Genomic DNA, 15,519 nt, shown 5'->3' on the forward strand with positions numbered 1-15,519 from the left:
GTACGCCGCCTACAACTTAAGGCTGACATCCAGCCGCCAAACTAGGCGAACAACTCGTTAATCACTTTACCACCGGCGGCTATTTTCATCGGTCGGTTATTCTTGGAGGTATAGGTGGTTTCTAAGGAAATCCCTAATCCTTTACAGACCGAGGCCATTAAATCCTCACTGCTAAAGGGTTCCGTTTCCACCGCGGTCCCGTCGGAGTTCGTGGCGCCCACGGCAATGCCACCTTGCAGCCCAGCACCCCCGACAACCGCACTCCAAGCCCTTGCCCAGTGATCGCGACCGCCGCCAGCGTTGATCCGCGGAGTCCGCCCAAATTCACCCATCCAGATGATGGCGGTATCTTGCAGCAACCCACGTTGTTCCAAATCTTCCATCAAGGCACTCATTGCCGTATCGAGTTGCGGCAGCTTTTGATTTTGCAGGGTGGCGAAGATGTTATCGTGATTGTCCCAGCCTCCCAAGTCGACTTCGACAAACGGCACACCCGCTTCGACTAACCGCCGCGCCAGCAAACAGCCCTGGCCAAAACCGTTCGTGCCGTACCGCTCTTTGACCGCTTGTGGTTCCTTGTCGACTTCGAAAGCTTCCATCTGGCCGCTGGTCATGAAGTCAAACGTTTTCTTCAGCACGGCTTGATGATCGATCGCAGCGGAGCTACGAGTCTTTTTGACAAACGACGACTCCATCAAGTCGAGTGCCGCCATCCGCTGCATGAGCCGATTGTCTTTCATGGGCGAGTCCAGGTTCCGCACCCGCCCGTTGCTGGAAACATTAAATGGTGCCCAGGCCATCCCCAGGAAACCGGGACCAGCACTGGCTCCACCAACGGAAACAAAGGGAGGAATCGCCAACTCGGGACGCTGATCATACAGCTCGTGGGCGATCACCGACCCGTATCCGGGATGCTCGATGTTAGCGTTGGGGACAAAGCCGGTGTGCATGTAATAACGACCACGATCATGATCCGCTTCCCGCGTGCTCAACGAGCGCACGATCGACAAGTTATGCATTTGCTTGGCCATCTGCGGGAGATGCTCACAAATCTGCATATCACCCGTGGTGGAGATCGGCCGGAAAGGTCCGCCAGTTGCCGCTCCCGGCTTCAAATCCCACAGATCAATGGTCGAAGGCCCGCCACCCATCCACAACATAATCGCCGACTTGCGGTTCCGCCGTAGCTCGTCCGCATGCACTTGCATCGTATGCCCAAACGACATCGCAGTCCCCAGCATGGCCGACGCACCCGCCATGTGTTTGGCAAAGTGACGTCGCGTCATCCCTGCTGGGGTGCGGGGCAGCGAGAGTTGATTGCGGTGGATTCGATTTTGCATTGGAATAGCCCTCAGGTTTTCAAGGTGGAGCAGTATTTCTAGATCGATCAGTGTTGCCGGATAAATCAGTGTTGCAGAATAAATTCGTTACTATTCAAAATCGCCCACCAGAGATCCTGGAGGGCTTCCGCCTGATTTCCCTCCCGGGCCATCAGTAGTTGGCTGGCGATCATCATCTCATCCCGGCTCGGTCGCCGCGCCAGTCCCGCCAAGTAGAGCTGGGTGACTTTCTCCGGCATCCGCGCGTTGGCTGCCGCCAAGTCGGACAGCAACGTGCCGGCCTCGATGCTGGTCGCACGTTTGATCAACTCGCCGTTAAACAGCATCAATGCTTGCGGGATCGAACCGTTAAATGTTGTCGCCTCATCACCTTCATCGGTGGCAAAGGCGACCACAAATTGGTCCAACCACTTGCGCCGCTCACTCTCCTGCTCGGCATAAGATCCGCGAGCCTTCGTCCGCCCCGCCACGATCAACGACTGATACAACTCTTCAGCTTGCATCTGTCGCAAATAGAAGTGAGAAAACTTGGGCGTTTCCCCCACCGCCGGATCGTCCAACTCGTTGTAAGGTGTGATGTTCGCAGAAAGCTGGTAAGGCTTGCTGAGCACAATCCAACGCATTAACTCTTTCAAGTCATAACTGTGCTCGCGAAACTGCGTAGCCAGTTGGTCTAACAACTCCGGATGGCTCGGTGGGTTATGAGGCCCCAAGTCGTCGACTGGTTTTGTAAAGCCATATCCTAAGAACTGCGACCACATGCGATTAACGATCATGCGATCCAAGAACTCACTATCCATCATGTAGCGAGCCAATTCGCGACGGCGATTGACGTCGTCGACTCGCCCCCGGGGGTCAATCGGCGGTTGCTCCATGAAGGCCGGATAGGCACTCTTGGTCATCCCATTGCGGAGCTCATAAAATATAATTGCATCATCGGCGTCACCCGCTTGTCCAGCAAAGTCTTGGTCGACCAACTCCGTGTAACTAATATCCCGCGTGCCGGGTGTGAAGCGGCGTTTGGCGGAGGACTGGCGAAAGAAGGCGTTGAACTCCCAGAACGTCTGTTGCTTCCACTTGTTAAACGGATGATTGTGACACTGCGTGCATTGCACTTGCAGGCCCAAGAAAATTCGCGAAGTGCTGCTGGTGGCGAGCACACCGCCATCCGGATTGACCTTGTCAATTAAAAAGTTCACCGCGCCGTTAAAGTTCTCCGTCCCCGGCTTGTTCGCTCCTGTGGCAGTGACTAACTCATACACCATGCGATTGTACGGCTTGTTGGTGGCGAAGGAATCTCGCAGATACTTTTGCATCCCATCGCGACTGGTAAAGTCACGCTGGGGATCGTCGCCACCGCTGCGACCAATCAAGATGTTGGTCCATTTGGTGGCCCAGTTGCGGGCGTACTCTTCGTTATACCGTTCGTCGAACAGCAGCTTATCGACCAATCGTTGGCGATTCCCGGCTTTGCGGTCGCGGCTGAACTCAGCCAGCTCGGAGAGCGTGGGGATCCGGCCGAGCAAGTCTAGGTACACGCGTCGGCACCAAACCGAATCTTCCACTTCGGCGGAGGGGCGGACGTCGTAATCCTTCCAGCCCTGCTCGATCAAAGCATTGATTTGAGCAACCTGCGGCGGAGGCTCGGGAGGCGCAGCGGTGGCTAACATCAACCCATTCGGCGTGGATATCTGTAAACCACAGCCGACGGCCAGCAGGAAAATTACGAAGCGGATTTGAAAGCGCGGCATCGCCAGATCCGATAGACTGATGAAATTATTGGAAAATTATCGGCGTCAACACCCCCTAAACGCAGCAACTTGCCGGGATGTACTCAGCCGATCCTCATCAATCTATCTTAGCCGGTCGCACGCCGGGTTACACACCTGCGGGGGTCGAATCAATGATTTCCCAGCTCGCTTCGTCCGCTTCGTGCTGCCAGAGGTTGCCCATCGAATCTCCCACCAGCAGGCTGCGAACCACTCCGGCTAAGGGGTCAGGGACAACTAGAGCAACGGTACCTTTGCGATATTTTCGCTGAATTTTTGCGATCATCTTGGAAACGCGATTCCGCGCCTGCTCCACCGTCTCTCCGCCCGGTGGGCAGATTTGATCAGGGTGCTCTTGCCCAGTGCGGTAGATTCGCGGCAGCTGAGTCCGCACTTCTTCGATCTTTTTGCCACTCCACAGCCCGTGGTCGATATTTTTCAAACAATCGACAACTTTAACCCGGCCGCCACACCAGCGATGGAGCGTTTCCGCGGTTTGTCGAGCCGATTGGCAGGGCGCACAGTAAATGCGGTCCAGCCGATATTCGCTCAGCTGTTCCACCGCTTGTAGCACTTGATCGCGTCCCGATTCGCTGAGCGGCATGTCCATCGAGCCCTTCATACGGCCCTGGTCATCCAGTTCTGTGGCGCCCGGTTCAATCAACAGAAAACGAACCATAAATTCCTAAGCTCAGGTCGAGTTTGGGCGTTGCATCGATGTTGTCAAAGACGACATCGCGACCCCGTAATCTTGGTGTCGGAAAATTCCCGACCCCACGACGAACAGGTCAGCTCCCGCAGCACGACAATCGGCGATTGTCGCTTCGTTGACTCCTCCGTCGACCTCTAACAAGAGGTCGGGGTGAGTTTCCCGCAGCCGCTTCAGCTTTTCCAAAGCAACGTTGTCAAAAGCTTGACCGCCGAAACCGGCTGCCACGCTCATGACGAGTACCAGATCACACTGCCCAACAAAGGGGGCCACCGCTGCTAACGGAGTAGCGGGGTTCAGTGCAATACCAGCCCCAATATTTTTACTTTTGATCGATTCAATGACCGCCGCCGGGTCCTCGACCGCCTCCACATGGAAGGTCAGCATGTCAGCACCCGCTTCCACCATTTGAGAAGCATAGCTTGCCGGATCGGAGATCATCACGTGAACATCGAGCGGAAGCTCGGTTAACCGCCGACAAGCGGCCACAATCGGCATCCCATACGTCAAATTCGGTACAAAATGACCGTCCATCACGTCCAAATGTAACGCCTGACAGCCCGCTTCTTCCAACCGACGGATCTCCCGCTCCAAATTGCCAAAGTCACACTGCAACAGCGACGGCAAAATTGCCGGCGATGCGTCAATCAACTTTTTCCAAGTGGCTGGGTTCATAAGTGGGCAAACAGTACAGCGAGTTACTTTCAAGCAGGTATCGTTACCGGGCAAGTCCAAATGTCAAGCGCTTTCGCTTTACCGCCGAAGGGCAATCACTGTCGCGATTTCATTTCACCTTGTCAACGACCAAGCAAACGCCCAACCGCGGACAAACGAAATTTCCCCGGCCGACGATTTATTTCCCGCTCGGCAACCGGCAGCTTAGCTGCTGACGACCGCACCAACAGCCCCTCAGAACCACCCAGTCTGCTGCTGTAGTGTCATCCTAATGACTGCGCTTTTGTCGCGTGTTTGATGGCGCTTAGGGGGCCGGCGGGGGCAGGCGTGTTTCCTGTAAGTGCTTTCATTCAAACGACTTACTGGAAATCCAATGGCTCCGGCACGGTATTCGATACCCCTAAGAGTCATGTTTGGTGGGATTGGCAATCGTCGCCAATCTCACTCCCTCCCCAAAGTTCGGTCCATAGGAGACCCAACAGATGTCTAGAAAAGTACTTTTCGGTGGACTCGCAGCCGCTGCCATACTGCTGGTCGCAACGACGGCACCCACGGCGGAAGCTGGTGGTCCCTACGGCTCGCTGCACAGCGGCCTGCATGGAGGTCACTTTGGTGGCATCCATTCGGCCTACCGGGCGCCCAGCCCTTTTTTTCGCTACCCCGGAATTCACTCGCCGCGGAACTTTAGCCACCATAGCTTCAACCACTCCTACCGAGGTTTCCCCAGCTACGGGCATTCGTTCAGCTCGCGGTATGGACACCCAGGCTATGGGCATTCCAGTTTTCGGCATTCCGGCTTCGGACATCCAGGCTTCGGTCGCCCCGGCTTTGGACATCCAGGCTTTGGGCGGCACGGCAGCGGGGTGCGGTTCAGCACCCCCGGATTTTCCGTGCGGATCGGTCGCTAACCGCGACGGCAGGTAAACAGGCCGGGGGGCCATATGACAGGCCCAGCGGCTGCGGGGGACGAGCCTGGTAGAGAAACCAGTGCTCGGCCCGGCGGTTGAGCAGCAAGCCGCTGAAAAGTTAGCCGCTGTTTAGCAAATCGCTGCTTAGCAAATCGCGGAAAGGCTTTCAATCTGCCAGCTAAGGCGTGTTTGGCTGGTGATCTTCGGTCGTCACACGGTCGGGGCTGTTGCCTGCGGAAGTGACTTGGATGGCCAACATCTGAGCCGCTTTCAGGTCGAGTTTGCCGCTGCCCAACAGCGGCACGTCCTCAACTTCGTAAAACGCGTCTATCGCTGGGATGTACAGATTGGGTAATCCGGCAGCGGTCAGTCCCGCCCGCAGTTGCTCGACGGTTGCCGACAATTTGCGGTGCAAGACGATCAGCCGCTCCCCTTTTTTGGCATCTTCCACGCTGGTCACGACCAGCACTGGACGATCATCCTCATCGACGACGCCATCGTTGTTGGTATCGGCCGCACAGGCGACCAAGCGGACCAGTTCTTCTTCCACACGAATGTGGGGGACCATTTCGCCGGCAATTTTTGAAAAGCGGCTTTGGCGACCCGTGATGAAGATAAAGCCGTCTTTGTCGAGCCTCGCCATATCGCCCGTCACATACCAGCCATCTTTGATCACTTCATCGGTCAAATCTTGCCGTCCCAAGTAGCCCTGCATCACATTGGCTCCGGAGATCAGCAGCATGCCTTCGGCTTCATCGCCCAGTTCTTCCCCTGAATCGGGGTGGATGATTCTTGCCGCCACCCCCGGTACCGGCCGTCCCACCGAACCTCGTTTGGCGTCGGGCTGGAATTTGGCTTGCGAGCGACTGGCCGGGATATTCACCGACACCAGCGGGCTGAGCTCGGTAGTACCGTACCCTTCGGAAATCGAAGTTCCGAAGCGTGCTTCGAAACTCGTGAACAGGTCTGGGGGTGTCTTTTCAGCCCCGGTCACGACGACGTTCAATTTTTGAAACTGTTCGGGCGTGACGCGACGCATGTATCCGCGGAGGAAAGTGGGCGTTGCCAACAGCACCGTTGCGCCATATTTTTCCGCGAGTTTCCCGACAGTTTTGGCATCCAGCGGATTGAAATGATAAACGCCCGCGGGAGGCAAAGTTTGGGCCGCCCACAGCGTCACGGCGTAGCCGAAGGAGTGGAAGAAAGGCAGCACTCCCAGCACCACATCGTCGCCGTTGAGCTGGATTGTGGTGTCGATCGCGTCGACGTTATGCCCCACGTTAGAGTAGCTCAGCATGACTCCCTTAGGCGTGCCAGTGCTGCCGGAGGTAAAGACAATCGTCAATAAATCACTGGGTTTGATTTTTGGCAGTCCCAGCAACTTTTCGAGGATGCCGGCCGGCAGTGCGTAACTGGCTAGCGCGGCCCAAGCTTTGTCCGCGGCGCGAACTTTGGGCTTGATGTCTTCCAGCTCGATGACCTCGGCGTCCAAGTCAAAGTTCAGCTTTTCCATGAACTTTTTGCTGGTGATGACTTTGCGTATCCCGGCCAACTTGATGCACTGATTGATGACATCGGCGGTGGCGGAGTAGTTCAAGTTGATCGCCACGCGGTGGTCGAAGCTGACGGCCACGTTGGTCAGCACGCCGGCCACGCTCGGTGGCAGCAGCAGGCCCACGAAGCGATCGTCCTCGTCCAGCACTTCGCGTCGCAGGACTCGTTTCAGGATCAGGGTCCGCAGCAACGCGTCGCGACCGCTGACCGTAGCCCCCGTGGAGTCGGCCGCCTTGAGTCGGCCTCCGCGAGCTTTCCAGGTTCGCAAAATGCGGCGGGGCAAGACCATCGAATCTTCCAGCTGTTTTTCCATCGCTTGGGCTCCCAACACCGCGACGCGTTCGCGGATGATTGATAAGGGGGTATCAGGGGGGACGGGTGGGCCAATGTAAAGCGTCACGGTGCGACGTCGCAGCGATGGCCACTTTTTAAAGAACCTACCACCAGAAAAACTAAAAATGCTGCCCCACATGCCGTCCAGCCAAACCGGCACGACGGGGCCGCTACGATCCTTCACCAACTTGTTCAAACCAGGCCGAAAACCTTGTAGCACGTTCGTGCGGGTGATCGTTCCCTCGGGGAAAATCCCCACGCAATCACCCGCTTCCACAGCTCGTCGCCCGGTTTGCAAAGCCCTGCCGATCGATTTGGGGGAGGGCGACATCATGATCGTATCAAAGGCAGCAGCCAGGCGCCCCAAGAAGCCGGCGTTAAAATTTCCGGCGTCGACAATGAATCGCACGTTCTTGGGCATCAACCACAGGATCAAGATGCCGTCAATCCAAGAAATATGATTCGAGACCAAGAAATAGCCCCCATCGCGGGGCAAATGCTCAATGCCGACCACGCGCCCCCGATACATGATTTCCAGCAGCGGGCGAAAAAATGCTCGCACCGTGCGTCGGGGCATGGTAAATAGCCCTATCGTAAAGAGCCCGGCGATGGCGAGGACGATGCCGACAACCCAGAGCACGACTAACCACATCTTCGTTGTCCACAAATTCGAGAACACGTAGCAAACACGGCATACCGTAATGGGGCGGGGGGAGCTTGAGCAAGTCCGGAATCCTACCGGAGCCCATCGGGTTGCGGGGAGCACGGCACCAATAATTCCCCCAGTCCGCCGACGGCCCGATCCCCGACACTCCGCTGCCACGATCCGGCAACCGCTTGGCTTAAGCCGTCGAGCAGAGGTTGCCAAGTGACCGCCACGGCCGCCATCGCCGCGTCAGCTAATTCCTCCCGCAGGGCTCTGCCGATTAACCGCAGGGCACCAGCCTCCGCCGGTAGCCAGGGAGTGAATCCTCGCTGCGGGATTGCCTTAGCCTGAGCGGCCAAGATGGTGCCGCGGCGCATGGCCAGCCCCAGATAGGCCCCCGGCGGTCCGCCGATGGCCAGCGTGCCGGCGATCATTTCCCAGCCGCAATAAGCGCCCGCCGCGCCTCCCACGATCACGGTGCCGCGACGCAGCCGATGGCCGCAATAAGCACCCACCGATCCGGCCACCACCACCGTGCCGCCACGCATTCCCGTCCGCACCGCGCGGCGGGGACCTCCCAAGTAATCTCCGGCGTTGCCAGCAATGGTCAAACGTCCGCCCCGCATCCCGCTGGCCGCATGGGTCCCGACACTCCCCTCTACCAAAACATGACCACCCGACGCTTCGAAGGCGACGCATTCGCCGACCGAACCGTGGATGATAAATTCTCCTCGTTGGTGATGGGCAGCCAACTGATGACAGTGCCGCAAGTCACCGGCGACAACCAAGCTGGCCGCTGATGTCTCGCCGGCGACTTCAAACCAATCGCCAATGCAGCCCTGCTTGGCCGCTCCGGCGGGATCAAGCGGCAAGGCTCGCACCAGGTCGAGCGCCGCTCCCTGGCAACAGCGGGTGACGCTCACGCCCGTGAGATTCAGCGGAGCCGATGGCTGGGCTTTTAAGGTGAGCTGTAAACTCATGCTAACACCTGTTGCAGATGAAAATGATGGCGGCCCAATTTGCCACCGTAGTTGCCAGCCGTAATTCTTAATAACCCATCACCGCCAGCTTCTTCACAGGCGGCATGAATGCCCACCCGCATCGCGGCGGCCACATCGCTCGACGTTAAACCATCGATGACAATTTCCAGCACCGCGTGTTCCTGTTCGCGCAACTGACTGGCGACCACACCGCGCAGGCTGGGGCAAAAAGCTTCGTTCGTGGAAGCAATCATGCTGGCGTACTTGGAACCCACTTTCGAGCCGCTGCGGGTGGCGCCACCTGCAAAGGGCGTGATCACTTGCGGCAACGCGGCAATGGCGCGCGTGGCCGCCCGACAAGCTCGCGACACCACCTCGATCGATGTTCCGATCATCAGGAAATTGCCTCCCCCGACTCCTTCGCCACGCCCCACCGAGGCTTCGCAAAGAAACTCGCCATCCATCACCGGGATTCGCCAATAACGACGTCCCCGCAAGCTTTTCGACAGTTGATAACCGTCACCATAGAATCGCAAATGATTGCCCAGCGGAATTTGCTTTTCCCCCTCCATGCCACTGAACAAGGCGGTGGTGGGGCAAGTCAGCACGCACTGTCCGGCGCGCCGCGGGATCTGTTTTTCCAACTCCTTGCCGGAAACCGCAAAGGCCAAGATGGCGACTCCCGGTCGGCCGTCGGGAGTTTGCTCCGCGGACAACTCTTCGGCAACCGCAATCTCCACACCGCAAGCGATCACCGACGTGCCAAAGCCAGTCATCGCGGCAGCCGCTTCGCTGACCCACTGACGATCGCCGGCGGTCAACACCAAGCGGGTGACTTTCATATCGAAAGCCTCGGCAAAGGTATCGTCGATAGCAACATTATGAATTTGCATAACCGCTGTTCTTATTTTCCACGCAGATAAAAGTTGGCATCAATGCGGTAGCGCTTAATCTGACTGGCGACTAACCTGGCTGGCGACAGGCTTGGATCTCAACATCCACACCGATATCGCTGCGCATCTCTTCGTCACGAATTCCCATCAGCTGCCAATCCAAACCGCTCGATTCGGCCAGCCGCGCGGCCAATTGTGGCTGCAGCGATCGATCCCACACGGGGCGTACCGTGTGATTGACTTTGGCCACGCTGTCGATCATTTGCCCGTCGCGAACGACCAAGCGACCGCGGCGAAAAACATGGGTCGGGTGGGCGAAAATTTCATCCCAGGCTGGCGCTGCTTGGTCCGCGACGGGAGGATAAACGGCGATGTCGGCGACCGCCCCGTCAGCCAAATGGCCGAGATTGGCCAAGCCCAAAAATTTGGCCGGAGCGGAGCGCGTCATCAAGGCGATATCGTCCAGCGTGTATTGGCGAGTCAGCCCCCGCAGCTGGCTGGAAGCGGCCGCGTCGGGATCGATTTCCGCCAACGCTGTTTCGCGAAAAGTGCGATCCATCAGCAACCGCATGAGGTGCGGATACGTGGTAAAGGGGCCGCCATTGGGATGATCGGTGGTGAGAAAGACGCGGCTGGGGTCATCCACCATCAAGAACAGCTCCAACCCGATTGCCCATTGCAACGCGTTGACAAAGCGGCGGTGCTGATAGCGAAATGGGACCACTCCGCAACCGGCTTGGCATTCAATATCTAAGATGACGCTCTTCCGCGGCTTGGCCCACCGCCGGCTGGTAAACTGGTGCATCGTGTCGGCCGACAACGTCACCGTCTGACCAAACATGACTTGGCCAACATCGATGGTCAGATTTGGGTGCTGCTGCACGGCCCGCGCAATCTGCTCGGCGGCTGAAGAGAAATTCTTGGGGCCGTCGGCTCCGTAGCTATGAAACTGCACGTGCGTTAGATGGATTCGCCGCCCATCGGCTGCGGCAATCGTTTTCAACGTGGAATCGATATTGCCCGCCATGCCCAAATTGCTGGCGTGCACGTGCAAGGGTTGTGGCAAACCAATCTCGTCGACCGCCCTAGTTAGACAGCGGATGATTTCCGACGGCGTGACTCCCAGCTTGGGATGCGGCTGGTCCACATCGAGGTGCCGCTGATTGTATTTGAAGGCGTGAATCCCCCCTGCGTTGACCACTTTGACGCCGATCGCCTGCGTGGCTTCGACCATGGCCGCGACGTAAGCGTTGATCAAGGCTTGCGGCACGCGATCGCGAATCATCGTCAATAGGCAATCATCATTCCCCAGCAACACGTAAGCGCCGCTGTCGATCGCCGGCACGTCGGCCATTTCGGCGTGCGTGCCCCGCGCGTTGCAGGCAATCATGGCCGGTTCAAAACAGGCGGTATAACCCATCTCTAGGTAGCGGCGGCCAACCAACGGCGAAGTGGGCAGGAAGGTATCTCGGCGATTCGCCAGCAAAGGGTCGCGGACCGCCGCGCGGCGGCCATCGGCCGCCACCGCTTGCAACAATTCGGGCAGCAACATGCGGGCGATCGTTAACTTGCCGCCACCGATGTGCGTGTGCGGATCTATCCCCCCCGCCATCACAATGTGGTCGGTCAAGTCGTACTCGTAATCAATCCGCTCCACCGCCCCAACCGACGCGGTCAGCTGCTGATCACGAATGTAGAGATCGCGAGGTTCCCCACGCCACTGTTGAGTCGGATCATAGACGCGACCGGCGGTTAGTTTGGTTAGCATTGACTTATCCTGCGGGCCTGAACTTGATCTCCCAACGCCAACAAGACCTGCCCGATCGAAGCTGCGGCGGTCTGCTGAAATGGTGGTCGCCAACCAAGGCTGACCGTGCCATCGCCGCGAAACGTGGTGCCGGCCGACTCGATGCCCGGCACCGCGGCGGGGAGCACCAAGGTGGCTCGTTGGCGGAGCGCGTCGTCCGGCGTGCCAACCACGATCAACGGGGGCTGATCGGCAGGGTGAGCTGGAAAAGTCGGATACGGATGAATCCAGATTTGCGCATCGGCGGTGGCGGGGGCCTGTTGATCGGCGAGCAACTGGGGCAGACCGCTGGAGAAATCGACCGGTCCTCCGCAACCGCTCAGCCACAAGGATGTTGCTCGAAAGCTGACGTCGTCCCCCAGCGGAATCAACATGCTGCGGCGTGCTTCGTTCAGATCATTGACAAAGCCGACCAACATCGCGGCTGCCGCTGCGGAGAGTGAATTGCTGGCCCACAACCAACAGCTCGTGTGCCCGGCTGCCAGCCACTCTGCCAACGCTTGGCCGGCACTTGTGTGCTCAACTGCTTGTCGCGGCGAGGGTTGCCTGGCGTCGGCCAAACAGTCAATTAACTGTTCGGCTGGCAACGACCAACGCTGCCAACCATTGTCCATCGTCTCGGTTTTTGTCTCGGCTGTTCCGGCTGGCGAAGTTTCGCCCGACGTATCGAGCCAGAGCACGCGGCGGGGCGTCGCATCGCTGCTGAAAGCTGGTAGGAAACGATCGGCCAATCGCGGGTATTCGTCCAATACGTTGCCGATCAGCACCACCGAATCGGCTCGCCTGGCTAACTCGCCGAGCGTCGCCGCGACCATCCCTTGACGCTCCACGCTGTGCAGCACCGCACGCCCGGCGGAGCTGCTGCTGGCGTTGATCGTGGCCCCCAGCGCGGCGGCCAAGCGGACGCCGGCCCGCGCGGTGGGGACGTCCAGCATTCCGCCGCTGATTTGAATGTTTGCCGCCGGGGCCAAGATCGCAACGGCTCGCTCCCAAGCGGCTGCGGAAATGTTCAAAGCACTGCCGCGAGCATCATGGAAGATTCCTTGCTCGAGCAAGCTTTGCTGGGCCAACGCGGCCCGCCGGCATCCCCCCGAGGAAAGCTTTCCAGCCCGCATCTCGCTGGTCCCGCCGGAGATGCTCAGGTCATCACATCGCAACGGACAGAAAGGACAGATGAATCGGACAGCATGTGAATCGTTCACCGGCAGGGCCGCGGTAAGGTAAGAGGAAAGCATCGAATCCTGACGGAACCGGCAGGCTGACGAGCGGGTTATCAGGCGAAGCGGTTATCAGACGGGAGGGGTAATTAAAACAGTGGTTCCGCAATTCCCTGCGAGTCGACTTGCCAAGGAGTCCAGACCAACTGCGGTGGTGATACTCGCAGATCACTTTTCCGAGGAGCGATCGAGGTGGCATCGAGTTCCAAGTTGGTGACGGAATATTTATCCGCTAGCTTAGCAATTTCTTGCCGCAGTTCGCTATCCAAGTCCAACATATCGCGACTCAATTCCTGCAAAGCTTGTTCGGCTCGCTGGACGTCGTCGTGTTGTCGCGAGGCGCGGGTGGCTTTGCGGGCGATCTTGCCCGCTCCCGAGAGCTTGGAGCGACTGCGGCTTTTCTTGCCCATCAGGGCACCGAGCAAGGATTGGCCCAAGTCGATGACCGACGACATCGAGGTCGCTTGCAATTCGCTTTTTTCCCGTCCCAGGCGTTCTTCAGCAGCTCGAATGCGGCGGTCCAGCGTCTCCATCCGGGAAGCGTATTTGCCGCGGAGTTTTTCCGTTTCCCGGTCACGCGCTTCCCGCGCCTGCTGGGTAAACGACAGCCTCGCTTCCTCTTCGCTGGTGCCAACCGGGGCGTATTCTCTCAGCACGGGTGATTTATACAGCACCAGCGGGCAATGCCGGTAACAATATTCCTTCAGTTTTTTTTCCCACGACTGGAAGTTATCGGGGCTGCACAATTGACTGGGCAAATCGGTAAATTCAAATTCGGCAAGCGGTTCTCCCAGCAGTCGCAAGCCGGGTGAAGTCGCTTCGCCCGACTCCCAGAAGGGGCTTGGGACCCCGGCGGCGCAACGCACCAACCGCTGTTGATCTCGCCAGATATCGACACCGGCCGCACTCCGCACGTAGTGCAGGGATGCCTTCCCCAGCACGGCCGGCCGATACACTTGGCGAGCCCCCGCGCGGGGCCGACGGGTTGCCGCTAAAAACAACTCCTCGACTCCCGCCGGCGGGATGGGGCGAGCCGGCGGCGCGGTGTCGGCCATCGTTTCTTGCTCCGCCGTTGCCGCGTCAGCCTGCCGTTGCTTCCGCGGTTCCATCAGCTGGCTGATCTGCTCACGAGCCAACGGACCGGCCAAAAACGACATTGCCCAACGCGTCTGAAAGATGCTCGGTTCTTGATCATGCACGTTATTCATCAAGAACACGCGACTCCCCAACCCGGCCAAAATCTCTTCCATTCGCCGGCGATCAAATTTTTGACCCGTCTGCGCGGCCGCACCTTCCAAGCCAGCCAACACACGCTGCTTGTCCCGCTCCGTCTGCAGCCGTCCCAAAAACCAAGTCCCAATGTTCGACAACCCTTTGTAATCCAGGTCGACGGGGTTCTGTGTGGCTAAGGTAATTCCCAACCCGAAAGCCCGCGCTTGCTTGAGCAAAGTCAGCATCGGAGGTTTGCTTGGTGGATTGGCTGTCGGCGGAAAATAACCAAACACCTCATCCATGTAAAAGAGTGCCCGCAAGGAACTGGTGCCGCTCTGCGAACGCATCCAAGCGACTAATTCGTTGAGCAAGATGGTGACGAAAAACATTCGCTCCGAATCGTTCAGATGGGCGATCGACAAAATCGAAATCCGAGGTTTCCCTTGCGGAGTGACCATCAATCGCTGGATGTCCAAAGATTCACCTTCGAGCCAAGTCGCAAAGGCGGGGGAAGCCAGCAAGTTGTTCAGCCGCATGGCCAAGGAAACGCGGTCCGCCAGCGGCATGAAGGTGTTCAGGTCAATCACCCCGACGCGATCAAAAGGCGGCGACTGGATCAAGCCAATCATCTGCTCAATCGTGATCCCCTCCCCTTTCCGCCAGCTGCTGTCGAGGATCGACGACACCAAGATGTGCTCGCGAGACAACAACGGATCGGCATCGAGGCCTAACAAAGTCAACAAACCCGAGGCCGATCCGCTGACTCGTTCCCGCATCGCATCCGCATCTTTGATCACCACCTCGCACGGCGCGCCGAAATCACGCAGCACCGTTAAGGGAATTCCCGCGTTGCTGCCCGGTGTGTATATCGTGACCTCGGCACTATCCCGCAGCTTGGCAATCCGCTCGGGGCTCTGGCCCCACGAGGCCAAACCCTTTCGCCAACGATCGGCCGTCTCAGTGGCTAATTGCTCAATCGTCTTCCCTTGCCGGGTCGCTTCGCTCGCTTCCAACCAAGGCGCAAAGTCGGTCGGGGCCAAGTCGGGAAACGTCAGCATCAAATTGGCCAAATCCCCCTTGGGGTCAATGCAGATGATTGGAATCCCGTCGATCGCCGCCTCTTCCAGCAACGACAAACAAAGCCCCGTTTTTCCACTGCCGGTCATCCCCACGCAGACCGCGTGCGTGCAAAGATCCTTAGAATCGTAGAGCACCAATTCATCGAGCCCCGTGCTGGTCGCCATGTCATATTTGCGACCCAAATAAAAGACTCCCAGCTTCTCAAACTCGTCAACTGCTGGCATCATCGTGATTCGTGGTGGTGAGCGTACGTTGAGTAGAAAGGCTTACGATACCAACTGACTACCCCCCTGGGTACCAACGCCCCCTGGGTACCAACGCCAGCTGGGTACCAACGCCAGCTGCCGCAGGAAGCACGGGTAGTGCTAGCGGGCTGCCAGCTCGCGGAGGGACGAA

The 15,519-nt window shown here is 58.3% G+C and carries 11 protein-coding genes; 1 reads left to right on the plus strand and 10 read right to left on the minus strand.

What is annotated here, in order from left to right; genetic code table 11:
* Nucleotides 1–41: 41 nt before the first annotated feature.
* The 4 genes from SH139x_RS24555 to rpe form a co-directional block, all read right to left on the minus strand.
* Nucleotides 42–1,286 (minus strand): DUF1501 domain-containing protein, encoded by a 1,245-nt coding sequence (locus SH139x_RS24555; protein ID WP_488356082.1) that lies wholly within the window; start codon nt 1,284–1,286, stop codon nt 42–44.
* Nucleotides 1,287–1,405: 119 nt separating this feature from the next.
* A complete protein-coding gene (locus SH139x_RS24560; protein WP_488356083.1) occupies nt 1,406–3,010 on the minus strand; it encodes a DUF1549 domain-containing protein in 1,605 nt (534 codons plus the stop codon).
* A gap of 208 nt (nt 3,011–3,218) precedes the next feature.
* Complete coding sequence (locus SH139x_RS24565; protein ID WP_488352382.1) at nt 3,219–3,788, minus strand: histidine phosphatase family protein; 570 nt, start codon at nt 3,786–3,788, stop codon at nt 3,219–3,221.
* Between the two features lie 12 nt (nt 3,789–3,800).
* On the minus strand, nt 3,801–4,493 hold the full coding sequence (gene rpe / locus SH139x_RS24570) for a ribulose-phosphate 3-epimerase (protein ID WP_488352383.1): 693 nt from the start codon (nt 4,491–4,493) through the stop codon (nt 3,801–3,803).
* A 482-nt stretch (nt 4,494–4,975) separates the two neighbouring features.
* Between rpe and SH139x_RS24575 the strand changes: the two genes are divergently transcribed.
* Nucleotides 4,976–5,401, plus strand: a complete 426-nt coding sequence (locus SH139x_RS24575; protein WP_488352384.1) for a hypothetical protein — start codon at nt 4,976–4,978, stop codon at nt 5,399–5,401.
* A 178-nt stretch (nt 5,402–5,579) separates the two neighbouring features.
* Here SH139x_RS24575 and SH139x_RS24580 read toward each other — a convergent pair whose 3' ends face one another.
* From SH139x_RS24580 to SH139x_RS24605, 6 genes are all read right to left on the minus strand, one after another.
* Nucleotides 5,580–7,865: an AMP-binding protein gene (locus SH139x_RS24580; protein ID WP_488352385.1), complete on the minus strand. Its 2,286-nt coding sequence runs from the start codon at nt 7,863–7,865 to the stop codon at nt 5,580–5,582.
* A 158-nt stretch (nt 7,866–8,023) separates the two neighbouring features.
* Nucleotides 8,024–8,914: a formylmethanofuran dehydrogenase subunit C gene (locus SH139x_RS24585; protein WP_488352386.1), complete on the minus strand. Its 891-nt coding sequence runs from the start codon at nt 8,912–8,914 to the stop codon at nt 8,024–8,026.
* Nucleotides 8,911–9,807, minus strand: a complete 897-nt coding sequence (gene fhcD / locus SH139x_RS24590) for a formylmethanofuran--tetrahydromethanopterin N-formyltransferase (RefSeq protein WP_488352387.1) — start codon at nt 9,805–9,807, stop codon at nt 8,911–8,913. The genes SH139x_RS24585 and fhcD overlap by 4 nt, the downstream gene beginning before the upstream one ends.
* 70 nt (nt 9,808–9,877) lie before the next feature.
* Complete coding sequence (locus tag SH139x_RS24595) at nt 9,878–11,575, minus strand: formylmethanofuran dehydrogenase subunit A (protein ID WP_488352388.1); 1,698 nt, start codon at nt 11,573–11,575, stop codon at nt 9,878–9,880.
* On the minus strand, nt 11,569–12,816 hold the full coding sequence (locus SH139x_RS24600) for a molybdopterin-binding domain-containing protein (RefSeq protein WP_488352389.1): 1,248 nt from the start codon (nt 12,814–12,816) through the stop codon (nt 11,569–11,571). Before SH139x_RS24600 ends, SH139x_RS24595 begins: the two co-directional genes overlap by 7 nt.
* 104 nt (nt 12,817–12,920) lie before the next feature.
* Nucleotides 12,921–15,350 (minus strand): ATP-binding protein, encoded by a 2,430-nt coding sequence (locus SH139x_RS24605; RefSeq protein ID WP_488352390.1) that lies wholly within the window; start codon nt 15,348–15,350, stop codon nt 12,921–12,923.
* Nucleotides 15,351–15,519: the final 169 nt, after the last annotated feature.

The sequence above is a fragment of the Kothea flammea genome, assembly GCF_052161645.1.
Classification (GTDB): domain Bacteria; phylum Planctomycetota; class Planctomycetia; order Pirellulales; family Pirellulaceae; genus Laterigemmans.